This window comes from Anaerococcus lactolyticus S7-1-13, from assembly GCF_000758765.1.
In the GTDB taxonomy this organism is placed as follows: domain Bacteria; phylum Bacillota; class Clostridia; order Tissierellales; family Peptoniphilaceae; genus Anaerococcus; species Anaerococcus lactolyticus.
In genome coordinates this window covers 120424-141599 of record NZ_JRMW01000043.1, presented here as the reverse complement: position 1 = coordinate 141599, position 21176 = coordinate 120424, and the positions used below count along the sequence as shown (strand labels likewise).

The 21176-nt window shown below is 30.1% G+C and carries 25 protein-coding genes; all 25 read right to left on the bottom strand.

Annotation, left to right across the window (positions count from 1 at the left end; all coding sequences use genetic code 11):
• Nucleotides 1-21 precede the first annotated feature (21 nt).
• The 25 genes from HMPREF1630_RS08725 to HMPREF1630_RS08605 all read right to left on the bottom strand — a co-directional run bounded on the left by HMPREF1630_RS08725 (nt 22) and on the right by HMPREF1630_RS08605 (nt 21149).
• The gene (locus HMPREF1630_RS08725; protein ID WP_004827451.1) at nt 22-735 is read right to left on the bottom strand and encodes a hypothetical protein; all 714 of its coding nucleotides are present in this window, start codon (nt 733-735) and stop codon (nt 22-24) included.
• 184 nt (nt 736-919) lie between these two features.
• Nucleotides 920-1657 (bottom strand): HAD family hydrolase, encoded by a 738-nt coding sequence (locus HMPREF1630_RS08720; RefSeq protein WP_037328795.1) that lies wholly within the window; start codon nt 1655-1657, stop codon nt 920-922.
• Nucleotides 1650-2060 (bottom strand): hypothetical protein, encoded by a 411-nt coding sequence (locus HMPREF1630_RS08715; protein WP_004827449.1) that lies wholly within the window; start codon nt 2058-2060, stop codon nt 1650-1652. The genes HMPREF1630_RS08720 and HMPREF1630_RS08715 overlap by 8 nt, the downstream gene beginning before the upstream one ends.
• A 9-nt stretch (nt 2061-2069) precedes the next feature.
• Nucleotides 2070-2540, bottom strand: coding sequence for a YfcE family phosphodiesterase (locus HMPREF1630_RS08710; protein WP_037328793.1), 471 nt, complete (start codon nt 2538-2540; stop codon nt 2070-2072).
• Nucleotides 2521-3117 carry an RdgB/HAM1 family non-canonical purine NTP pyrophosphatase gene (rdgB, locus tag HMPREF1630_RS08705; protein WP_037328792.1) on the bottom strand — a complete coding sequence of 199 codons (597 nt, stop codon included), beginning with the start codon at nt 3115-3117 and terminating at the stop codon, nt 2521-2523. The genes HMPREF1630_RS08710 and rdgB overlap by 20 nt, the downstream gene beginning before the upstream one ends.
• 48 nt (nt 3118-3165) lie before the next feature.
• Complete coding sequence (locus HMPREF1630_RS08700) at nt 3166-4650, bottom strand: hypothetical protein (RefSeq protein ID WP_004827446.1); 1485 nt, start codon at nt 4648-4650, stop codon at nt 3166-3168.
• Nucleotides 4634-6100, bottom strand: a complete 1467-nt coding sequence (locus HMPREF1630_RS08695) for a HAMP domain-containing sensor histidine kinase (RefSeq protein WP_037328790.1) — start codon at nt 6098-6100, stop codon at nt 4634-4636. The genes HMPREF1630_RS08700 and HMPREF1630_RS08695 overlap by 17 nt, the downstream gene beginning before the upstream one ends.
• The gene (locus HMPREF1630_RS08690) at nt 6091-6786 is read right to left on the bottom strand and encodes a response regulator transcription factor (RefSeq protein ID WP_037328789.1); all 696 of its coding nucleotides are present in this window, start codon (nt 6784-6786) and stop codon (nt 6091-6093) included. The genes HMPREF1630_RS08695 and HMPREF1630_RS08690 overlap by 10 nt, the downstream gene beginning before the upstream one ends.
• On the bottom strand, nt 6779-7678 hold the full coding sequence (locus HMPREF1630_RS08685; protein WP_004827443.1) for an ROK family protein: 900 nt from the start codon (nt 7676-7678) through the stop codon (nt 6779-6781). The genes HMPREF1630_RS08690 and HMPREF1630_RS08685 overlap by 8 nt, the downstream gene beginning before the upstream one ends.
• On the bottom strand, nt 7656-8642 hold the full coding sequence (locus HMPREF1630_RS08680) for an RluA family pseudouridine synthase (protein WP_037328787.1): 987 nt from the start codon (nt 8640-8642) through the stop codon (nt 7656-7658). Before HMPREF1630_RS08680 ends, HMPREF1630_RS08685 begins: the two co-directional genes overlap by 23 nt.
• Before the next feature lies 1 nt (nt 8643).
• The gene (locus HMPREF1630_RS08675) at nt 8644-9189 is read right to left on the bottom strand and encodes a DUF6648 family protein (RefSeq protein WP_004827441.1); all 546 of its coding nucleotides are present in this window, start codon (nt 9187-9189) and stop codon (nt 8644-8646) included.
• A 32-nt stretch (nt 9190-9221) separates the two neighbouring features.
• On the bottom strand, nt 9222-9650 hold the full coding sequence (locus HMPREF1630_RS08670; protein ID WP_004827440.1) for a hypothetical protein: 429 nt from the start codon (nt 9648-9650) through the stop codon (nt 9222-9224).
• On the bottom strand, nt 9647-10597 hold the full coding sequence (locus HMPREF1630_RS08665) for a TIGR01212 family radical SAM protein (protein ID WP_037328785.1): 951 nt from the start codon (nt 10595-10597) through the stop codon (nt 9647-9649). Before HMPREF1630_RS08665 ends, HMPREF1630_RS08670 begins: the two co-directional genes overlap by 4 nt.
• Before the next feature lie 3 nt (nt 10598-10600).
• Nucleotides 10601-10945 (bottom strand): DUF1292 domain-containing protein, encoded by a 345-nt coding sequence (locus HMPREF1630_RS08660; RefSeq protein WP_004827438.1) that lies wholly within the window; start codon nt 10943-10945, stop codon nt 10601-10603.
• Nucleotides 10942-12330, bottom strand: coding sequence for a zinc-binding metallopeptidase family protein (locus HMPREF1630_RS08655; protein WP_037328784.1), 1389 nt, complete (start codon nt 12328-12330; stop codon nt 10942-10944). Before HMPREF1630_RS08655 ends, HMPREF1630_RS08660 begins: the two co-directional genes overlap by 4 nt.
• A 9-nt stretch (nt 12331-12339) precedes the next feature.
• Nucleotides 12340-13086 carry a peptidylprolyl isomerase gene (locus tag HMPREF1630_RS08650; protein ID WP_037328783.1) on the bottom strand — a complete coding sequence of 249 codons (747 nt, stop codon included), beginning with the start codon at nt 13084-13086 and terminating at the stop codon, nt 12340-12342.
• A gap of 2 nt (nt 13087-13088) precedes the next feature.
• A complete protein-coding gene (locus HMPREF1630_RS08645; RefSeq protein ID WP_052039421.1) occupies nt 13089-13589 on the bottom strand; it encodes a S1 RNA-binding domain-containing protein in 501 nt (166 codons plus the stop codon).
• 310 nt (nt 13590-13899) lie between these two features.
• Nucleotides 13900-14739 carry a YitT family protein gene (locus HMPREF1630_RS08640; protein WP_004827434.1) on the bottom strand — a complete coding sequence of 280 codons (840 nt, stop codon included), beginning with the start codon at nt 14737-14739 and terminating at the stop codon, nt 13900-13902.
• A gap of 167 nt (nt 14740-14906) precedes the next feature.
• Complete coding sequence (locus tag HMPREF1630_RS08635; RefSeq protein WP_004827433.1) at nt 14907-15800, bottom strand: hypothetical protein; 894 nt, start codon at nt 15798-15800, stop codon at nt 14907-14909.
• A gap of 10 nt (nt 15801-15810) precedes the next feature.
• The gene (gene ptsP / locus HMPREF1630_RS08630) at nt 15811-17517 is read right to left on the bottom strand and encodes a phosphoenolpyruvate--protein phosphotransferase (RefSeq protein ID WP_037328781.1); all 1707 of its coding nucleotides are present in this window, start codon (nt 17515-17517) and stop codon (nt 15811-15813) included.
• A gap of 75 nt (nt 17518-17592) precedes the next feature.
• The gene (locus HMPREF1630_RS08625) at nt 17593-17853 is read right to left on the bottom strand and encodes an HPr family phosphocarrier protein (RefSeq protein ID WP_004827431.1); all 261 of its coding nucleotides are present in this window, start codon (nt 17851-17853) and stop codon (nt 17593-17595) included.
• Between the two features lie 64 nt (nt 17854-17917).
• Nucleotides 17918-18922: a LacI family DNA-binding transcriptional regulator gene (locus HMPREF1630_RS08620; protein ID WP_037328780.1), complete on the bottom strand. Its 1005-nt coding sequence runs from the start codon at nt 18920-18922 to the stop codon at nt 17918-17920.
• 44 nt (nt 18923-18966) lie between these two features.
• Nucleotides 18967-19410 carry a hypothetical protein gene (locus HMPREF1630_RS08615; protein WP_004827429.1) on the bottom strand — a complete coding sequence of 148 codons (444 nt, stop codon included), beginning with the start codon at nt 19408-19410 and terminating at the stop codon, nt 18967-18969.
• 14 nt (nt 19411-19424) lie between these two features.
• The gene (locus HMPREF1630_RS08610) at nt 19425-20033 is read right to left on the bottom strand and encodes a YtxH domain-containing protein (RefSeq protein ID WP_004827428.1); all 609 of its coding nucleotides are present in this window, start codon (nt 20031-20033) and stop codon (nt 19425-19427) included.
• 273 nt (nt 20034-20306) lie between these two features.
• Nucleotides 20307-21149 carry an RluA family pseudouridine synthase gene (locus HMPREF1630_RS08605; RefSeq protein ID WP_037328779.1) on the bottom strand — a complete coding sequence of 281 codons (843 nt, stop codon included), beginning with the start codon at nt 21147-21149 and terminating at the stop codon, nt 20307-20309.
• Between the last annotated feature and the right edge of the window lie 27 nt (nt 21150-21176).

Sequence of the window (21176 nt, the reverse complement as noted above, 5' to 3'; positions counted from 1 at the left end):
ATAAAAAGGGCTTATTTAGCCCTATTGATACCTTTCAAATACTTCTCTTATTAAACCCCTGTAGTAATACTCGGCATATGTATCAACTATGGACCTATATAGGTAGTTGATTGTTTTCTCGTATATTTTTTGAGTTTGTTTGCTTGTAATATCTTCTGTAAAAATACTCTGTGTATTAAATGTAAGCTGCTTGTGAGTTAAAATGTCTATATCGTAGATTTTTCTCTTAAGTACAAGGTCAGAAAAATTATATAAATCGCGTCTGAGGCAAGCAATTAATTCTCTATCAGATATAATTGCTTCTTTCATTATGTTGCCAATTTTTAAAATTTCCTTATCGTCTCTATTATAAAAAAGATTTGTACTGTCAAGCAAAAAATCAACTCCAAAGGCTTCTATCATTAAAAATTCTAACCTATCAATTGCTTTTTTTGATTTAAATGCTCTAAACTGTGCTTTAATTGAAATAAGGTATTCGTACCTATCTATGTCACTTCCAATATTTCTACTCAAACTATTGATTATTTCATCAATATCTACAAGGTTCCAGAAATATTTCTTTAAATTCTTAAAGCAATAATCCTTTGTATAGTAAGAATGCTTAGAGAAATTAATAAAATTTCTATCGTATAACAAAGACATAAGTGTGTTTAAAGAGTATATATCTTTATCTACTAAATAATTATATTCAAGTTTTTCAATTACTGGAATAGTCTTCCTTAATTCTGCCTTCATTATTCTACCTCGACTACTATTTTAACATAAAAACAAAGTCTTTTATTTAGATATATTTTTTTAGAAAAGAAAAAAAGCTAAAGCAAAGGTAAAAATATTCATCAATAACTTATTAATGAATATTTTGCTGTTAATTTTAGCTTCTATTCAAGAACCAAATTTAAAAAAATTCATTAAAAAAATTTTAAAATTTAAAAAATTCGACCGATAAATCTTTGAGAGCAAAATTATAATTTACATCCTTCCTCTCAATATTTATTACAGCCTTACTTCTTAATTCATCATCCTTATATAAATTCTCTATTAGCTCGAATGACGGATTTATTGCATGTGGATTACCAACAAGTTGAAACATTGTAATATCACCATTAGTATCACCATAGGCAAATGATTGTTCTAAATCAATATCATATTTTTCTTTAAGTTTACTAACAGCAGAAAGTTTACTTTCACCATCCCACATAGGTATTACTTTACCAGTAAATTTATTATTTTCATCAAAAACATAGGTAGTAGATATAGAGTCAGTTGCCTTATAAAGTTTAGAAAAATCATTAACTAAAAAGTCTGGAGATCCTGAAATAAAGAATATTAGGTAACCCTCTTCTATATGCTTATTTACTGCATTTCTTGTAATGTTATAAACCTTATCTTTATTTTCGGCAAGAACTATTTGAGCGTACTTATCTACAATTTCCTTATCAAGACCAATCATAGCTTTTTGATAGGCCAGTGCAGACTTATTTAAATAATCTTCATAAGCACCGAACCTATTTTCATATTTGCTAAATAAAGGGCCTATTTCATCAGTCCATATTTTTCTTTCAAGAATTCCATCATCTACTAGTTTTAAGAAGTGCTCTATAAGCAAAGAATTTCTAAAAAGTGTTCCATCTATATCAAAAAAAGCTGCTTTAGTCATTTTTTTTCCTTTTTGTTTTTCTTCGAGCTCTAAAATAATTTTTCCCGTTTGAAGAATTCTCTAATATGTCATCCTTATTATTGCCGTTAAATTTCATATTTAACTTAATGGATGTCATAAGGTCAATAATAAAACCAACACAGATGCCTACTAGGGATGTTGCTCCTAAAAAAATAGCTATCCAAGATGTATTAAGTCCCATTGGAGTATTAAAAATGCTTATCGAATAAAACCCAATAATGAGCGCAGCAACACCTATTATTAATGATGGTAGATACTTAAGTATTTTTTTACTATTAATGTAGTGAATTATTATAGTAATAATGACATTCATCAAAGCTAGTATAGGTAATATAGCAAGTCTTGAAGAATATTCACTTATTAAATTTATTAAACCTGACATCTTAACTCCTTAATCTAGTAAAACTTTTTCTATATTTATATCTTCATTTATTGTCATAATCATAGCTGACCCCACCCCATCTCTTGGTAGAAATGGAGAACCAGGATTTAATATCAACAATCCCGAACTTTTAATTTCCATATACCTATGAATATGCCCAAAAATAGCAATATCACAAGAATTAGTTTTAGCTTTTTCTATTAATTCATTGAGTGAGAAATCAACATGTTCTTTATGTCCATGAGTTAACAATATTTTATGATTACCTATTTCAATAATTTTATTATAGGGCTCATTTGATAAAAAATCATTGTTGCCTTTTACAACGTAATAGTCAATACCAGTCTCATATTTTATATATTTACAATCTTCTACCCCATCTCCAGCATGAAGCATAAGATCAAAATCACCATGGCTTAAAATTAAATCAGAAATTTGGCCATAGGACCCATGAGTATCACTAGTTATTAGAATTTTCATATTTTTTATCCAAAAATTCTTTAAATTTCTTCATAGCTAGGCCCCTATGACTGATTTGATTTTTAAATAGAACATCCATTTGTCCAAGGCTTTTACCTAATTTATCAACATAAAAAATCTTATCATAACCAAATCCACCATCACCAAGTTCATGCTCAGCTATGGTGCCATCTAGCCTGCCTTCAAAATAATAATCCTTACCATCATCGTCGATAAAGCATATTACTGTCAAAAAGTACGCGTCTCTATTGTCCTTATCTTTTAATTCAGATAGTAGTTTATTTCTGTTATCTTTATCAGTAGCGTCTTCTCCAGCATACCTATGGGCATAAATTCCTGGTCTATTATTAAGAGAACTTACAAATAATCCAGTATCATCAGAAAAAACTTTACTTTTTGTTAATTTATAGAGTGCGTACGCCTTTTTAAAAGCATTTTCTTTTAGAGTAGATCCATCTTCTATAACGTCAAAATTGTCTATTCCAACATCCTTTGGCATAAGAACCTTATCGTTGTCTAAAAGCAATTTAACTTGCTCCAATTTGTTTAAATTATTACTTGCAAAAACTAACTGCATATATTCTCCTAATAAAATGATATCAAATATTGACTAGATAATCAAAATTTATTTTTCTATAACTGTATTATATTTTTCAAAAGCCTTTTCTACATCAGTTGCATTAGAACCTAAGAATTGGTCTATGCTAATAATACTAGAAGGCACTCTTGTAGCAATGGCATAAACAGGTGATTTTTCAATAATACCATCTCTAATCCTATGAATTAAAATTTCATCAGGAGTTTGTATCAATATATATCTCTTGTTTGCCAACAATAAATAATCTTTAAATTGTGTATTTATATTATAAACCTGATCTCTACTAATTGAAGAATTGTTTGGATTTAAAATAGAATCACCTATTGCTATATCAACATTGAAAAAGTTTTGTACAAATTCATCTCCTTTTCCCTTAGAAATTGAAGATTGAAAAGCCCAAATACCTTGGTTCCTAACAATTCCAAAGTTGGTATTATCAAAACTAATATCTTTCATATCTGTTTTTGAAAAATTTTTATTTACTTCTTCTTTCACCTTTTCTTTAAAGATCAAATCGCTCTGATCCTCTCCTGTAAATTCTTCTAGAGAAATAAATTTATTTACCGCAATATTATTAGTTTCCATTAATGCATATTTTCTAATAGGGTTTGAGTTATCATTATTAGTGTAATCAATAGAAATAAAATCTTTTGATACAAAATTCAACCTCATATTTAAATCTATGTTCTTGAAGGTGTAATTTTTTAAAATCAAATCCTTATTTTCTTTTTCATTTGCTTTTACAGGATATGCTCTAATCTCATCATAAAGATCTGTAAAATTATTTAAATCAAGAGAAACTTTCCAATACTCGTCTTGATTTTTAATAAATATATCTTCAGCCTTTTGATATTTTATAGTATCATCAGGTTCAATCCTTATAAGGTAGGTGTAATATTTATATAAGGCATTATCGCTTTCTGGATCAACTCTCTCTCTCACTCCAAGGAGAAGAGATAAATCTTCTGCAATATCTTCACCTTCATCAGTTGTTGTTCTTTCCTTAGAGGCCAATTTTGCATAAGAGTCTAAAACTTTGGCATCTACCTTATCAGAAATTTTTTTAAGACTTATAATATTTTCATCCTTGATCAAGAAAAGATATTTATCGCCTGTGATTATAAGATCTCTAGAAAACAATTGACCTTGTGAAGCGTTTATTACTATTACATTTCTATCTTTGAAATCTTTGGAAATTTCTATGCCTCTATTCTTTAAATAATCAGATAATTTTACATATTTAGAATTAAAACTTGGTGGAAAAGCATAAGATTCATTAATCGCTACCAAATTTTTATTGACATAGAGTTTATCCCCTAGCTTTATATTATTAGTTTTTTCTTCTTGCTTATTTCCCTTAACTTCAACAACTTCCCAGGTTCCTTCTATAATTGGATTGTCCTGTTTTGGAGTTTGTATCAAATCACTTAGGTCATCCTTATTAGCATTAATACATGAAGAAAATATTATGGCAAAAGTAAAGATAATAATTAACTTAAATATTTTTTTCATCTTCTAACCTCGGTATAACTACACTTACAACAGTCCCCATGCCATATTTGGATTTAATGATGAGTTTACCATCGTGAGCCTTTACAATTTCTTCACATATGGAAAGGCCCAAGCCTGTTTGAGACTTAGACGACGAACCTTTGTAGAACTTGCTAGCTACAAAAGCTATCTCATCTTCTTTGATACCTTCCCCATCATCCTTAACACTAACTTCGATATCACCATCATTTAAGTCTATAGTAATATCAATATGACCACCCAAATCAGTAAATTTGATAGCGTTATCAATTATGTTAATAAATACTTCCTTCATTCTATTAATATCTGCATAGACAAATAAAGACTTATAAAAAGTAGTAAAGCTAAACTTTATGCCTTCTGATTGACATCTTGGATACAATTGAGTGTGGACTTGCTGTACAAGATCTACAATATCAATTTTATCTTTATTATATTTAAAAGTACTTGAAGATAGTCTAGAGAAGTCTAATAAATCTTCAACCATCATAGACAACCTATCGCCTTCAGATTCAATAATTTTAAGACCTTGGCTTACCATTTCTGGATCTTTTTGTATAGTGTCAGATTGGAGAGTTATTGCCCATCCTTTTATAGATGTAAGTGGTGTTCTTAGTTCATGGGAAACAGAAGATATAAATTCGTTTTTCATATCTTCTCTTTTAACAATATTTTCACTTAAGAGATTTATAGTTGAAGCAAGCTCAGAAATTTCGTCTCCTCTTGAATCATCTGCCTTAATCGAATAATCACCTTGGGCTAATACTTCAGATACACCTATTAGCTTCTTAATTGGTTTGATAAAACTCTTTGCAGCAACAAATGACACCAATAAAGCTAGCATGCTAATAATAATTCCAAATAAGATATATATAAAAGCATCCTTATTTATTTGTTTATTGACCCTATCCAAAGAACTTGTTAGCCTTAAAATTCCTACTTGTTGATCAGAAGATTTTAAGGGATAGGAGATAGATAAAATTTGTTCCTTAGAGTCTGAATTAGTGTCCTTACTAATACCTGTTGCCCCTTCTTTTGCGTCAAGAACATCTTTACTATCAATGTTTGAACCTATCTGAGATGATGCTATTGAGTCAAATAATACAACTCCCGAGTTATCAAGAATTTGGACCTGACTATCATTCTGCCTATAAAATAAGTTTTTATCGCCAATTATTACTTCCTGAAGGTCGTACCTGGACATATAGGAAGAATACTGTAGTTGACTTATCCTAGCTTGGTTTTTCATTGATGAAATGAGTGAAGATTCATAGTAATTTTTAATTGAATTATAAGCAAAAATTTCAAAACCAATTACAGTAGTGAGTACAAAAAGCATTATTATTTTTACAACCGTATATTTAATGCTTTTTGACTCAATTAAATTTTTAGTCTTTTCAGTAGTTTTTCTTAAACTTTTACCTATTTCCATCTATATCCAGTTCCCCAAACAGTTTCAATAAATTCTGGTTTTGCAGGATTCTCCTCAATCTTAGCTCTAATTCTTCTAATATTCACATCAACAATTTTTGTATCGTTACTATAATTATCGCCCCAGGTTTCTTTCATAATTTCATCCCTAGTCATGGCTTTGCCTTTATTTTTAATGAAATATTCAAGAATTGTAAATTCTGTTGGTGTCACATCAATTTCTTTATCACCTTTAAAGAAAGTCTTTGAATATATATCAAGAGTAAATGGGCCATCTTTAAGGCTTTTAACATCATCATTACTAGAACCTGTTGGATTTAAGTTTACTCTCCTCATAAGGGATTTAACTCTTAATATTAGCTCTTGAGGATTGAAAGGTTTTATTATATAATCATCTGCACCTTTCTCAAGGCCCAAAATTTTATCTATATCTTGACTTTTTGCAGACACCATTATTATTCCTGTCATTGGTGACTTAATTCTTATTTTTTCGCAAACTTCGAAACCACTTATACCAGGAAGCATAATGTCTAGTATAGCCACAGCAGGTTGCTCTTCGTCAAAAATTCTTAATGCTTCTTCACCGCTTGCAGCTTCAACTGTTTGATAACCTTGATAATCAAGGTTAATTTTCATAAATTGTCTTATTGGATCTTCATCATCTAAGATCAAGATTTTATTATTCATTATCCATCCTCTCAAAGGCAATCTTTGCAGCGCCAATTACGCCCGCGTCATTTAAAAATTCAGCTGGTCTGATATCAATGTTATATGGTTTATTACAATAATTCTTAAATTTTTCAATTGTTCCATCCCACCATATATCCTTAGAATTTATGATTCCTCCACCAATTACAATTGCTTCTGGATCGAAAATGTTTCTAAGAGATGTTAAGAAGTAAGCAAGATTTGATTGATAATTTTCAAGCACTTCTTTGGCTTTATCATCTTCATCGACTAACGAAAAAATTTCTTTACCAGTAAGTCTCTTGCCAGTAAGTCTGAAGTAATCTTCACTAATAGCAGGACCTGCGCAGTAAGCTTCTGCACATCCATATTGGCCACAAGTACAATAATTTCCACCTGGATGAAGCATCATATGACCTAACTCAGCGCCTTGGAAATGCGCTCCTGACAATAAACCACCATCCTTAGTAATTATAGCTCCACCTAGACCTGTGCCCAAGGTTATCATAACAACATTATCACAATCCTTGCAGGCACCAATCCACTTTTCTGCAACAAGAGCTATATTAGCATCATTTTCAACAAATACAGGAATATCCAAATATTCTCCAATAGCTTCTTTTAGGTTTAGACCTGTCCAACCATTAATATTTCCAGCAAAGGTAACTATGCCGTTTTTTGAATCTATAAAACCTGGTGTACCAATACCAATAGCACTTGCTTCTTTATATGAAAGAGTATATATTGATTTTTTGATATTTTCTAAAACAACATCTCTTCCCTTGCTTGCTTCAGTATCCATCATATGTCTTTCAAGAATGTTTCCTTTTTCATCTACTAGGCAGGCATTGATTTTTGTCCCACCTATATCAATTCCTATTACTTTTGCCATAATTTACCTCAGCTTTCCATATTTTTTCTTTTAATTTTATGATATCGTCGTATTTTTTTGATAGAAATTCCTTACCACTTAAGTATTCTAAGCCTGGAAGATTAGGAAAAACTAATTTATAAGATAAAAGCACCTGATTATTAATACCAAACTTATTTCTTATTTCTTCATTTATTGATTTAATACCGTATTTCCTATCACCTATTATAGGAGTTCCATTTTCTTTCAAAGAATACCTAATTTGATGGGTTCTACCTGTAATCAATTTACATTCTAATAGAGAAAATTTTCCATTTGTTTCTAAAGGTTTAAAATATGTAAGAATATTCTTCCCTTCTTCACATTTTTTTACCTTATTTTTATTTTCATTTTTAGAAATATAAGTATCAATTTTAAAATTATTTTTAACCTTACCGACTACAATAGTCAAGTAATACTTGTCAATACTATTTTCCCTAATTGCGTCGTTCAAAATTCTAAGAGTTTCACTATTCTTAGCACCGATTATTAAGCCTGCTGTATTACGATCAAGCCTATTAACAACTGCAGGTTTGAAGGTCCTATCAGACATATCAAATGAACCTGTCTTATACAAATAAGAATTCATTTTATCTACAAGGTTATTTCCGTAATCTTTATTGCTAGCTGCATGGGTTAACTCACCGCATTTCTTATCCATGATTAAAATATTATCATCTTCGTAAATGATATCTAAGTCGAAATCAACAGGTTTAAAATCAGTTTTAGTTAGCCATTTTTTATAATTTTCATCGGTAATATACATCTTAATAATATCACCTTCATTAACAAAATCATTATTTTTGGATCTTTTATCATTGATTTTAAAATTCTTTTTCCTTATATTTTTTGAAATAACAGATAAGGGTGCATTTTCAAAATATTTTCTTAAAAACCTATCAAATCTTTGATTGGCCTGATTTTTACTAATTTCAATTTCAATCATTTTAATAACTTCTATTTACATAAGAATCTATGAGAGATTCACGCACTTGTTCACAAAAAGCATTACCATCTCGTAACATACTTAATAATTTCTTATTTTTAGAATGGAGTATAAGTCGATCGCAGGATTTAACAGATATTTCAAAAATTTGACCAGTAAGTCTTTTTGAATTTAAATTTATAAAATATGACTCTATATTATCAAACCCAACTAGATTTATTATAAATTCAGTAGCTATATCTTTTAAGTAATAAAAATTTTCCCTATCGTTAATTAATTTTGAGTAAAGTTTTTTCTTTTTGGGAAAATTTTGATATTTAAAAGCCTTTGAATTTGCAAATTTAGCCATTATATTATAGTATTGATAGTTATAAATACCTTCCTCAAGTTGTCTAATATTTGAAAAAGGCTTAAGACCTAATTCTACTAGAAACTTATAATTCCTATCTAAAAACTCATCCTTGTTTATTTTTCCACTAGATAATAAGTCAATAGACTCCAATCTCCAATTTTCAAATAAATCCAATTTTTTCTTTTCAATAATCATAATAAAAAACCGTCTCAAAGAGACGGTTTAAATTAATCCTCTAATTTAAGTTCAATTATTTCTGCATGGCCTATTTGAGGAACGTCTTCTTTTCTCCAATCTAATCCTAGGTAAATATCTGATTTAGAATATTCTGATAAACTATCTAATCTTTCAATTAGATCTTTGATATTTTCCTCATTTATATTTACTTCATCATAGATACCATCAATATAAATCTTTCCTATATCATAATCACGAGCAAGAATGCCAGATACAAATCCGATTAATGCCTCTATATTAGAAATCTTATAAGATTTGGCATTAATTAACCTAATCTTGTGATCTAGAATCCTAACTTGACTGTCATCAGTATCTACAAATACAATATTTGAATTGCCAAGCTCTTTTTCATGATTAGCTTCTTCCACAAGATATTTTGTTTTTCCTGTTCCTTGTTCACCAACTACTAAATAAATCATAATTTATCCCCCTTTATTTTTTCGTAAATTATTTGTTTGTTTTTGTCGCCTTGCTTTATTGAGTTTTCTTCCATAAAAGAAACAATCTCATCTCTAATAAGCCACCAAGACCTATCCCAATTACAGAATATGGTATCTTCTTCTGGAGCTCTACCTACTAGTCTAGATATAGCACAGTGAGAATCAATATGTCTTAAAAATTCAACAACATTTTTCTGATATTCTTCCTTAGTTTTTAATACAATTTGCCCTGTATTATACATTTGAGCAAGTTTAGTATTTTTCGCTATAAATAGTGAATGAATCTTTACTTCTTTTACATTCAAGGCATTTAATATTCTTGCTGTCTCTATTGTATCATTAATATCATCCCAAGGTAAAGCTAAAATTACATGGGTTGAAATTCTAAAGTCATACTTATTAATAAGATTGCAAGCTAAAATAAAATCTGCTAGGCTTTCGCCCCTATTTAATATTTTAAGAGTTTTATAATTCGCAGTTTGTAGCCCTAGCTCTATCGTAATATCGATACCAGTTATATTTTTCCAATCATATAAAAACTTAAGCTTATCTTCAGTTATACAATCACTTCTAGTAGCAATAGAAACTCCAACGATATAGTTTTTATCGCAGGCTTTAATATATGACTTGAAATCATTTAAAGACATATAAGTGTTTGAAAAGTTTTGAAAATAAGCAATAAACTTTTTAGCCTTATACCTATTTGTGATATAGTCTCTATTTTTGCTTAGTTGTTCCTCAACAGAAAGACTCGAATCAAGGTTTTCATAAGAGCCCCCAGTTTCCGAACAGTATATGCAACCACCAAAACCACAAGCCCCATCTCTATTAGGACATGTTAGAGGCAATTTAATTGGTAATTTATATACTTTTTCCTTATAAGTATCCTTATAATAGTCGCTGACCTTATAATAAACTCCGGTCATTTTTTATTTTTCTGAGTTAACCTCTTCTTCATACTCACATATTAAATCATCTATCATATCATCAGTCCAATAATGGCTAAATATATGGAAAACTTCATCAACTTCATCTTCATCATCAATCATTGTTAAATCAATATTATCTTCACCATAGATATCAGTATATCTAAATAAGTAAATCTCAGATGATTCACCAGATAGTAAAGCAATATATTCTTTGTCATCAACACTAAAAATATCTATTAAGATACATTCTTCTTCTGTTTCGCCTAATTGAATTTCTATTACAGCCTTGCCTTGATTTTTATTAAATACTACCTCATGACCATGAATATTAAATGTTTCTGTCATTGTTTCTCCTTGTTTTCTTTAAGTATTTCTAAAACATGTTCAATTAGATTTATAACTCTTGAAATTTCATCTATCTGAGTATAAAAATATTGATCATCTTGCTTATATTTTACCCCTAATGATACTATCTTCACATTTAAATTTTTGAAAACCAGACTAGAATCAAGTGAATACTGTGTTCTTATAATCTCCAAATCATTATCGTTAAGGTCTTTATAAGCCTTGCTAAAAACATTTGTCAAAGATTTATCTTGATTCTTCCAACTAGGAATGAAAAATTTCTTTTCAAGCTTAGACTTAGCAATATCTGCAGCTATAGAACTTTTTTCTAACATTTGCCTCATGCCCTCTTCAGTTAGTGACCTAAAGACTAAAATCATATTAATAGTTCTCTTTAAGCTTCTGCTAGTAGCCAAATTTGAAGATGAAATAACCTGATCATCAATGCTGCTAACCGTAAATGGTCCAGATGGACATAATTCAACAAATGATGCAAGTTGATTAAATGATTCACCAGTAATTGGTGCTAACTCTTTATTTTCAACTTCTTCACATGTGAATATCATATCAGGCTCATAACGGAGATTTTTCTCTATAGCATCATTTTTTAATATCTCAAAAGCATTTAGCAAGTCGCTTTCATAGTCTGGATTAATTATAAATTCCAGCTCTGCAGACGAAGGCACATTATCGTATCTATCCCCTCCACAAAAAGATAACATCTCTATGTCAACTTTTGATTTGAGTTTTCTAAAAAATCCTATAATCATTTTAATAGAATTTTTCCTAACCTTGTTAATATTATCTCCAGCATGGCCACCCATTAAATTATTTAGTGAAAGTCTATAAGTCTTATAAGGATATTCTGGCTTAAATCTACTCACAGGGACTGTTATTAATGATAATAATAGGCTAGAAAATTCATCAGCTATTACATCTGCTTGTCTTAAGTTTAAGTTAATTATATTATTTGTTCTTAAGACAGCGCTTACTTCGCTATAGTCTTCTATATTTGATTGAATATTGCTATGCGATATTAAGACATCAAAAGATTTATCTGAATTTAACAAGAGAGTATTAATCACAATAGCAGATGAAATCAAATTAAAATTAGCTTTACTCGCAATAGAATTTTCATCCTCAAAGTCAGTTATACTAAAAGGCACATCTGATGCATTATCAATATTTAAGTGAAAAAGGGCCAAAGGGTTGTCACCTTTCTTAATATATAAGGTTTGTCCTAATTTACTAATCTTGCATGAAGATTCCTCAGCCGCTTTTATAATTGTGCCTACTATAGTTGGTTTTTTATTAGATGTACTAAGACTCGACTTGATTTGATCTATATAATTTTTCAAATTTGAATTTCCATAATCATGCGCCATATGGCCTACCTAGTAATATTTTTTAACCTCTGCATTTTTTGAGATTTCTTTTAATTTTTCTAAATATTTTTCTTGTCTTTTTACCATTAAATATGTTTGGTAAACTTGTTCTTTTACTTCATCAAAAGCTTTTGGTTCTTCGTTTTGTATATCTTCAAGTTTTATTATATGATATCCAAATTGGGACTTCACAGGTTTTGATATTTCACCAATTTCCAAACTATCAAGTCCATCTTGAAATTCTTTTACCATTACACCCTTAGGAAAGGTTCCAAGGGAACCACCACTAGCGGCAGATGGATCTTTAGAATATTTTTTTGCTGCCTCTTTAAAATCTAATCCTAATTTAATTTCTTCATAAATTTTATTTGCCTTGTCTATATCATCAACTAAGATATGACTTGCTGTATATGTTTTATTAGGACTAATTAATTCCTTATTATCTTCATAATACATTTTTAAATCATCGTCAGTAGGATTTACAGCTTCAAAAATCTTATGCATTGCATAATTTTTAAGCATATTGTCTTTAACAAGTTTAAGTTCATTTTTAAACTCATCTTCATCGTCTAATTTATTTTTATAAGCATCGGCAAGAATTATCTCTTGGTTTACCATCTCATCAGCTAAAACCTTTATACCTTCTTCATTTTGAAACCTTGCTCCACCTTCAATATTGTGCATGAAGGAAATCACATCATTTCTGTAAATTTTCTTGCCGTTTACTTCAGCTAATAGTTTATTGTTATTATCCATATTTACCTTTCATTTAATTCGATTCTATTTTTATAAATTTTTATATCCTTATTCTTATACAAACGACCAATTGCTCTTTTAAAAGCAGACTTACTCATCGCAAAATAAGAATAAATTTTCTCAGGTGATGAATTATCAGACACATCAGCAAAGCCGCCATTTTGATATAAATAATCAAGTATCTTGTCGCTATCATTATCTATTTCTAGATAAGCTCTTTGCCTTAGAGTAAGTTCGATTTTGCCATCATTTTTTACTTCTTTGACCCTAGCAGTTATCTCTTCACCTTCAATATATACACCCTTAAATTCTTTAATTCTTATTAATGAATCATATTTATCATCTAAAACTACAAAGGCACCTATAGATTTATTTATAGAATAAATCCTCCCTTTAACCTCATCATTTTCTTTATAATCATGATCATTGGTTAAGAGTTCTCTTATTTTTGTTGTAAGGTAGAGATAACCATCATCTTCTTTGAAAGATAGTGGATAAACCATATCTTTGATAATCTTATAAGTCCTTTCTTCAAAAGGTAAAAAAGCATGTCCTCCTTTTATTTCAAAGTATACACCCTTCTTAGTGATTTCTACTGCTTTTAAAGAATAAACCTTCCCTGGTTTATATGGCAGATCTCTGCTCGCTCTTAAAACTTCATTTAAGTCGCGATATAAGTAGGCTTCGACTTTATCGTCTTGTCTAAGGTCTTTTACTTGCTCCTTATCAATAACAGCATCCCCAAATTTAGTTTTTAAATATGCTTTATTTTTTGTAAATCTCTTTATTGTAAACTCTTTTATAATAATTCTCCTAATTTAATTGATTAAAGGTAAAGCCTTCGCCCAATACTTCAGAAATAGTTGAAGTAAATATAAAGGCCCTATCATCTATTTGTAATATATCATCCTTGATAGCTGGAAATGTTCTGATACTGGTGATTGTCATAATTACTTTTTTGTCCTTATGAGAATAACCACCTTCTGCTTCAAGTAAGGTTACGCCCTTAGCGTGTTTATTAACCAGCATTTCATTAATATCTATGTATTTATCGGATATAACCATAATTGAGATTTTTCTACCAAAGCCTTGCATGAAATAATCAAAACCTATGGATTGTATCATTATTGCGAGGGTAGCGTACATGGCTAATTCTGTACCGAATATAAATGCTGATAGCAATACCACTATAAAATCTGCACAAAACAAACAGACATGTAGGGGCACATTAAAATATTTATTGAAAATTGCTGCAATTAAGTCAGTTCCACCGGAGGATGCTTCATGATTAAAAACTATAGCAAGTCCTAACGAAACAACTATTGATCCGAATATTATGTTTATTATCTTATCATTTCCTAGATTTACGTTAGGAAGCATTTTTTCGAAAACTAGTATATATGCTGATACTGCCATTGAAGATATTAGTGATTTCTTTGCAAATTCAAATCCAATAAAAATCATTCCTGCAATTAGTACAACTACGTTAAGTACTAAGTTTACCATACCTAAATTTAATACTGGCAAGGCTTCTGAAACCACCAGAGCAAATCCAGATATTCCACCAGCTGCAATATCATGGCTTAGTAAGAAAAAATATAATCCACCAGCTATAAGCAAGGATCCAATTAAAATCCATAGGTATTTTTTCATACAACCTCCTTATATTATAATAAAATGTTATCATAAAATAGAGATTTATTCAATAAACTCCAATTAAAAGGTGGCTTATAGAAATAAAATCCTTCATTAAGTTAACATTTTATATTTATCTTTGTTAATTCTTTGTGTTAGGAAGGATTTCTAAAGCCACCTTAAATTTAATCAACCCATTTTGGTGTTATTCTATTAAAATTATCATACATTTCTAATAAACCATCCACCTCTTCAGGTGTAAGCGTAGAATCTGATTTATTTCTCAAATTTATTATGCTTTCTAAAATGGTTGTTGCTTGATAAAGACTTAATAATCGATAAAACTTTCTTGCAGGTTTTTCCCCATTATGATAAGCTTTCAAGGCTGCTTTTGCAAATAATGGATAAGTAATAGCTATTCTATTTATCTCAACAAAATCAATTATACCATCCCCGTATTCAAGTTTTTTGATACCTCTTAAGTCCAAGGAATTCTCGTTGTATATCCTAATGTTTTTATCACTAATATTTTTATATAGTAAGTTAATGGCAGTATTTTCGGTAAGATGTTTGTTGGCATTGATATAATCAATCAATATATAGTCATCGTCACCAATCTCATTTAACCCATGCATGTAAAAAATTTTATTTGAGACTATCAAAAATTCTTTCTGCCAGTCTACTGGGTCTTGAGCTTTTATACCATGAAGTTTTCTCAAGGCAAGACCAAACTCAGTTCCTACCTTCTCTTGATCTTGGTCACTTGCCTTTTCAAGATAATCTTTTAAAGCTATTTCATTTCTATATTCATAAACCTTATAAGATTTTTCTATATCAGGCATTATGCCTTTTTCATAAATAGTAAGTGGATTTAGTCCTGCATGAGCTAGCACTTCATTAACAAGATCTTCATTTTCAAAGTCATCAAATTGGTTTAAGTCATAGAATGAGAATACATAATACTTATCATCCTTCTCTACTTTGTATTTACTAGAGCCAATTTTTTCGATACTATTGACTTTATCTTGATTATTAAAAATATTAGTATGACCTAGGATATTTCTAATATCACTAGTCATTTTAAAATCCTTATTTGTTATGTTCTTTTACTAAAGCTTCAACTTCTGAAGCAAGTTCCAAATCAATCGCTTTTTCAGCAAATAATTTCTCTTCTTTTTGACTTGACTTAATTATTGTATCCTTAATCTCAGCAATTTTTGCAGATGAACCTGAAAATTCATCAAGGCCTAAACCAAGAAGAAGTTTTGTAGCTTCTGTATCTGCCGCAAAAGCTCCACACATTCCTGTCCATTTTCCTGCTTCGTGAGATACATCAATAACATGTTTGATAGCTCTAAGAACGGCAGGATTATAGTTTGAATACATATGTGCTATATTTTCATTTCCTCTATCTACTGCCAAGGTATATTGAGTTAAGTCATTTGTACCTATTGAGAAGAAATCTGCATATTTTATAAACTTATCAGCCATTATTATTGATGCAGAAGTTTCAACCATGATTCCTACATCAAGGTCTTTGTTATAAGCAATTCCTTCCTTATCAAGGTCCTTCTTAATTTCTTCAATTAATTCAATTGACTTTTTAAGCTCGTCTATATTAACTACAAATGGAATCATTATTTTTAGATTGCCAAAGGCAGAAGCCCTTACTAAGGCTCTTAATTGTGTTCTAAATATATCTTCCTTGTCAAGACATAGACGAATTGCCCTGTAGCCTAAGAATGGATTTTCTTCAACAGGGAATTTAAAATAATCTAATCCCTTATCGCCACCAATATCAAGTGTTCTAATAATTAGTGGTTTTTTACCAAGCATTTCAGTTGCTTCTTTATAAACTGCAAATTGGACTTCTTCACTTGGGAATTCGGAACTTTCCATATATAAAAACTCGGTTCTAAATAGACCGACACCGTCACATCCATTTTCTATAGCAAGTTTTAAATCTTCTATATTGCCAATGTTCGCAGAAACTTCTATGTGTTTACCATCTGTTGTGACAGCTTGTAAGTCTTTGATATTTTTAAGTCTTTCCTTCTTTTCTTTTAGTTCTGCGATTAATTTTTCATATTTAGCTACTTCATCGTCACTTGGGTTTATAATTAATACTCCCTCATAACCATCAATAATCGCTTTTTCCCCACCTTTTAGTTTTGTAGATACATCCGCCATACCAACAAGAGCAGGCATATCAAGAGTTTGAGCAATTATAGAAGTATGACTTGTCTTACCACCTAAGTCTGTGGCAAATCCTACTACAGCTTCCTTATCCATATTTGCTGTATCAGAAGGTGTAAGCTCTTTAGATATAATAATGCTTCCTTTTTCTAATTTTGAAAGATCTTTAGGCTTGATACCCTTCAATTTATACATAACTTGGAAACCAATGTCTTGGTAATCACTTGCACGTTCTTTTAGATATTCATCATCCAACGCGCTCATGATTTCTACCATTTCTCTTATAGTTTCATCAAGTGCAAGTTCACTGTTTTTATTTTCGTTTTTGATTTTACTCTCTATGGTGTCTGAGAAGTATGGATCTTGGAGCAATTCTTTATGGGCATTTGCAATATTTTGTTGGGCTTCAGTAGGGTTGTCGAGGTTGCTTAAATCTTCAAAATATGCATTTATTGCATCTTTCACTTTTTGATATTCACTATCAGCTGAATCAGGACTTATTGATGCTTGATTGACCTCAATTTTTTCCCTAGTAAATAAATAGATCTTGCCAATAGCATATCCAGTACTAGCCTTTATTCCTTCATATCTTTCAGTCATATAACTTATTCTCCTTTGAATTAATAATAATTTTAAAAAAAGGATACTTTAAAAGTATCCTTTATAGACTTGATTTTATTCAGCTAAATTCTCAACAAATTCAACTAATTCATCAGCGAATTTTTCTTCATCATCGCCTTCAACGATTAGTTTTATTTCTGTTCCTTTAGCAATACCAAGGCTCATAACATTGAAGATGCTCTTTGCATTAGCTTCTTTATCTTCTTTAATGATTGTAACTTCACCTGGATAATTCTTTACAAATTGTACTAATGATGCTGCTGGTCTAGCGTGTAAACCTGTTTCGTTTGTAACAACAACTGTTCTTTCTGCCATAAAATTCCTCCTAAATTTTCATTTACGTTTATATTTTACTATATTTTATAAAAATTAACAACAATTACCTAATGACCTTTGTTGATTCTCTTTTACTTATTTGAGCATCAATAATCCAGTCATCTTCTAAAATTTCAGCCTCGTGCTTAATTCTCTTAATCAAGGCTCTTATTGAAATTGCACCGATATCATAATATGGGATAGAAACTGTAGTTAGTTTTGGTCTGTAAATACTTGCAATCTTGTTATCGCCAAAACCCACCACTGATAAATCATCTGGAACTTTGATACCATGGTCTACACAATAATTCATAAATCCTATAGCTATCTCATCATTGACACAGGCAACTGCACTAATGTTTGCTTTCTTAATAAGATCAATTGCTTCATCAGCATTTGCATATCCGTCATCGCTTGACATGCCATCTATCCTAAGGATATATGACTTATCCTTACCAACTGCATTTTCATAGCCCTTAATCATAGACTCATTAATAACATTTTGATCCTTGCCAGCAATTAATAATATATTTTCATGTCCAGCTTCAGTCAAACTATTTATAAGTTTATATTCTTCAGATTCATAGTCTACCTTAACTGTTTTTATATTTTTATAATTGTGATACTTATCTAGGATTACAAAAGGTATCCTTGTCTCTCTAAGTTTAACCAATATTTCTGTTGAAATATCTTCGGTAATAATAACAAGACCTTCTACCTGTTTAGTTGCAAGAAAATCTATTGAGTTTTCAACTTGTTGGTCTTCACCATAGGAACTTGTAAGTAAGATATCATATTTATAAACCCTACCTATTTCTTCAATTCCTCTTATTAGTTGAGCCATATATTCAATACCAATATCTTTTACTATTACACCAACTAGATTTGATTTTCTCATTACTAGTGATCTTGCAAGTTCATTTGGTTTGAAATCTAGCTTATTAATTGCATCTAAAACTTTTCTTCTAGCTTCTGGACTTACAGGTTTTGAATTATTCATTACCCTTGAAACAGTAGATATAGATACGCCTGCAAGCTTAGCTACGTCTTTGATTGTTGGTTGTCCCATATTTCCTCCATTATATAAAAGACCATCAAGAAGACGGTCTTAAATTAGCCTGCAATTACGTTTTTTACAATGTCTATTACATCCATAATTAATGATGAATAGTCAGTAATTGATGCAACTCCAGCTCCAAAAGTATCTACACTATCAACCGCTGTTATTCCTACATAATTTACTGTATCTTTTATATCATCAGCTATAGAATTAACACTTGTCATAGTATCATTGACTTTTGCTATCGCCATCTTCAAATTTGGATCTGTAACTACGCTGTTTAAGTTAGTTACAAGATCACTTGCCTCATTGGTTAGATGTGGCAGTTTTGTTATAATACTATCTATATTGCTCGAATTTTTGTTAAGCACCTCTTGCAAACAATTTAATAATTTATTAAATTTAACTAGGACTAGCACCAAAAATATCAATGCAAGGATAGCCAAAACGCTAATAATAATATTGCCTAGAAGATTAAAATCTATAGTTATACTCATTTATATCTCCTTGACTAATTATTCTTATGTCTTACTTTTAAATCGTTCTCTTTTACCTTTTCTTTTGTTTCTTTAGCTTCTTCTTTTAAATCTTCAGCATTATCTTTAACTGCTTCTTTAGTTTCTTTAGCTTCTTTAGAAATTTCTTCTTTTTTTTCATCTGCTACTTTTGAAATTTCTCCGGCACTTTCCTTAACTATTTCTTTAACATCTTTAGCGCCTTCAGCAAGTGATTCTTTCACTTCTCTTGAAGCATCTTTGATTTGTCTACCTGTATCTTTGGCTACTTCAGCTCCATATTCTAGGCCATCCTTAATTGGTTGAAGATCGGTGTATGCCCTATATTTCAAGTCTTCATAACCGTCTTTGGCCTGATCTATCACATCGTATGTTGTATCTCTGACTGTTTCAACAGTATCATTAAATGCTTCTTTTATGTCTTCTCTTGTTTGCTTACCAGATTTAGGAGCAAATAATATACCTGCTGCAGCACCAACTAAGGCACCAACGAGTAGTCCTTGTCCTCTCATTCTCGAATCATGGTTTTTAGCTTTCCAAATCTCGTACTTAATTTCCCTTTGTTTAGCTTTTGCTTTACTTTCAATATAATCTGCTAGTGACATATATCATTCTCCTTTATTTTTAGTCTTATTAATTATTACCCAAAAATAATATTTTAAAACTTTAAATTTATCCTAAGGGGGTCCTTAACTTAAGACCTTCCCGTATGTGAAGGTGGGCAAGCTGTCTAAAATCTCTGACTTCCACTCATTGGAGGCTTGCCATCAAAGTTAGAACTCCGCAATCCCTTATAAAGTTTGTAGGTTTAAATTGGACCTATACCTTAGGATAATTTAATTATAGTATATTTAAAAATTTTTTGCAAGATAATCTTTTCATAATTTAAGTAAAAAAGGCTTGAATTCAGGCAAATTCTCAAGGATAATACTTTCCTGACCAACAAATTCTTTAAATGATAAATAAAAAGAATGTAGTAAGAAACGATCAAAATTATAAGCTGATCCATAAAGTTTATCACCGATTATAGGATGCCCCATACTCCTAAGACTAGCCCTGATTTGATGAGTCTTTCCAGTTTTTATATCACACTCTATAAGTGAATAGTCATCATCACAAGACAAGGTTTTAAAATATGTTATAGCAAGTCTTCCTTTCTCGCTATTCCTATAAGTCTTACTAATTTCATCGTATTCAAGATTTATTTTAAATAATTCATTTATATTAAGTGCTCCAGCCACATAGGCCAAATATTTTTTATGCGTCTTATTTTCCTCAATTTGTTTTTGATAATAAGCTTGAGCATATCTATTTTTAGCAACCATCATTAATCCTGATGTGTTCATATCCAACCTATTTATTAGTCTTATTTTAGATTTAATATCATTTTTCTGAAAATAATAGGCTAATAAATTAGCAAGACTTAACTGATTTTTTGAATTAACAGTTAGCCCACTAGGTTTATTTACGACTATGATATTTTCATCTTCATATACTATATTTAGTTCTCCCTTAATAGGTTCGTAATCAAGATTTTCGGGGTCAATTTTTATCTTTACGATATCTCCTTTACCCAAGTTAATATTATTATGAACACTACTGTCATTGACCAATATTCCTTCATTCAATAAATCTTGGTATGCTCTAATAGAGATTGATTTTTCTTTCAAAAATTTCTTTAAGGTTATTTTTCTAAAATTTTCAAATTTTATATAATTCATACTAGCTCCTATGATATAATATAATCG

Coding starts and splice junctions, on each gene's coding strand:
- HMPREF1630_RS08725 (WP_004827451.1), bottom strand. CDS start 735: ATGAAGGCAGAATTAAGGAAGACTATTCCAGTAATTGAAAAACTTGAA.
- HMPREF1630_RS08720 (WP_037328795.1), bottom strand. CDS start 1,657: ATGACTAAAGCAGCTTTTTTTGATATAGATGGAACACTTTTTAGAAAT.
- HMPREF1630_RS08715 (WP_004827449.1), bottom strand. CDS start 2,060: ATGTCAGGTTTAATAAATTTAATAAGTGAATATTCTTCAAGACTTGCT.
- HMPREF1630_RS08710 (WP_037328793.1), bottom strand. CDS start 2,540: ATGAAAATTCTAATAACTAGTGATACTCATGGGTCCTATGGCCAAATT.
- rdgB (WP_037328792.1), bottom strand. CDS start 3,117: ATGCAGTTAGTTTTTGCAAGTAATAATTTAAACAAATTGGAGCAAGTT.
- HMPREF1630_RS08700 (WP_004827446.1), bottom strand. CDS start 4,650: ATGAAAAAAATATTTAAGTTAATTATTATCTTTACTTTTGCCATAATA.
- HMPREF1630_RS08695 (WP_037328790.1), bottom strand. CDS start 6,100: ATGGAAATAGGTAAAAGTTTAAGAAAAACTACTGAAAAGACTAAAAAT.
- HMPREF1630_RS08690 (WP_037328789.1), bottom strand. CDS start 6,786: ATGAATAATAAAATCTTGATCTTAGATGATGAAGATCCAATAAGACAA.
- HMPREF1630_RS08685 (WP_004827443.1), bottom strand. CDS start 7,678: ATGGCAAAAGTAATAGGAATTGATATAGGTGGGACAAAAATCAATGCC.
- HMPREF1630_RS08680 (WP_037328787.1), bottom strand. CDS start 8,642: ATGATTGAAATTGAAATTAGTAAAAATCAGGCCAATCAAAGATTTGAT.
- HMPREF1630_RS08675 (WP_004827441.1), bottom strand. CDS start 9,189: ATGATTATTGAAAAGAAAAAATTGGATTTATTTGAAAATTGGAGATTG.
- HMPREF1630_RS08670 (WP_004827440.1), bottom strand. CDS start 9,650: ATGATTTATTTAGTAGTTGGTGAACAAGGAACAGGAAAAACAAAATAT.
- HMPREF1630_RS08665 (WP_037328785.1), bottom strand. CDS start 10,597: ATGACCGGAGTTTATTATAAGGTCAGCGACTATTATAAGGATACTTAT.
- HMPREF1630_RS08660 (WP_004827438.1), bottom strand. CDS start 10,945: ATGACAGAAACATTTAATATTCATGGTCATGAGGTAGTATTTAATAAA.
- HMPREF1630_RS08655 (WP_037328784.1), bottom strand. CDS start 12,330: ATGGCGCATGATTATGGAAATTCAAATTTGAAAAATTATATAGATCAA.
- HMPREF1630_RS08650 (WP_037328783.1), bottom strand. CDS start 13,086: ATGGATAATAACAATAAACTATTAGCTGAAGTAAACGGCAAGAAAATT.
- HMPREF1630_RS08645 (WP_052039421.1), bottom strand. CDS start 13,589: ATGGTTTATCCACTATCTTTCAAAGAAGATGATGGTTATCTCTACCTT.
- HMPREF1630_RS08640 (WP_004827434.1), bottom strand. CDS start 14,739: ATGAAAAAATACCTATGGATTTTAATTGGATCCTTGCTTATAGCTGGT.
- HMPREF1630_RS08635 (WP_004827433.1), bottom strand. CDS start 15,800: ATGACTAGTGATATTAGAAATATCCTAGGTCATACTAATATTTTTAAT.
- ptsP (WP_037328781.1), bottom strand. CDS start 17,517: ATGACTGAAAGATATGAAGGAATAAAGGCTAGTACTGGATATGCTATT.
- HMPREF1630_RS08625 (WP_004827431.1), bottom strand. CDS start 17,853: ATGGCAGAAAGAACAGTTGTTGTTACAAACGAAACAGGTTTACACGCT.
- HMPREF1630_RS08620 (WP_037328780.1), bottom strand. CDS start 18,922: ATGGGACAACCAACAATCAAAGACGTAGCTAAGCTTGCAGGCGTATCT.
- HMPREF1630_RS08615 (WP_004827429.1), bottom strand. CDS start 19,410: ATGAGTATAACTATAGATTTTAATCTTCTAGGCAATATTATTATTAGC.
- HMPREF1630_RS08610 (WP_004827428.1), bottom strand. CDS start 20,033: ATGTCACTAGCAGATTATATTGAAAGTAAAGCAAAAGCTAAACAAAGG.
- HMPREF1630_RS08605 (WP_037328779.1), bottom strand. CDS start 21,149: ATGAATTATATAAAATTTGAAAATTTTAGAAAAATAACCTTAAAGAAA.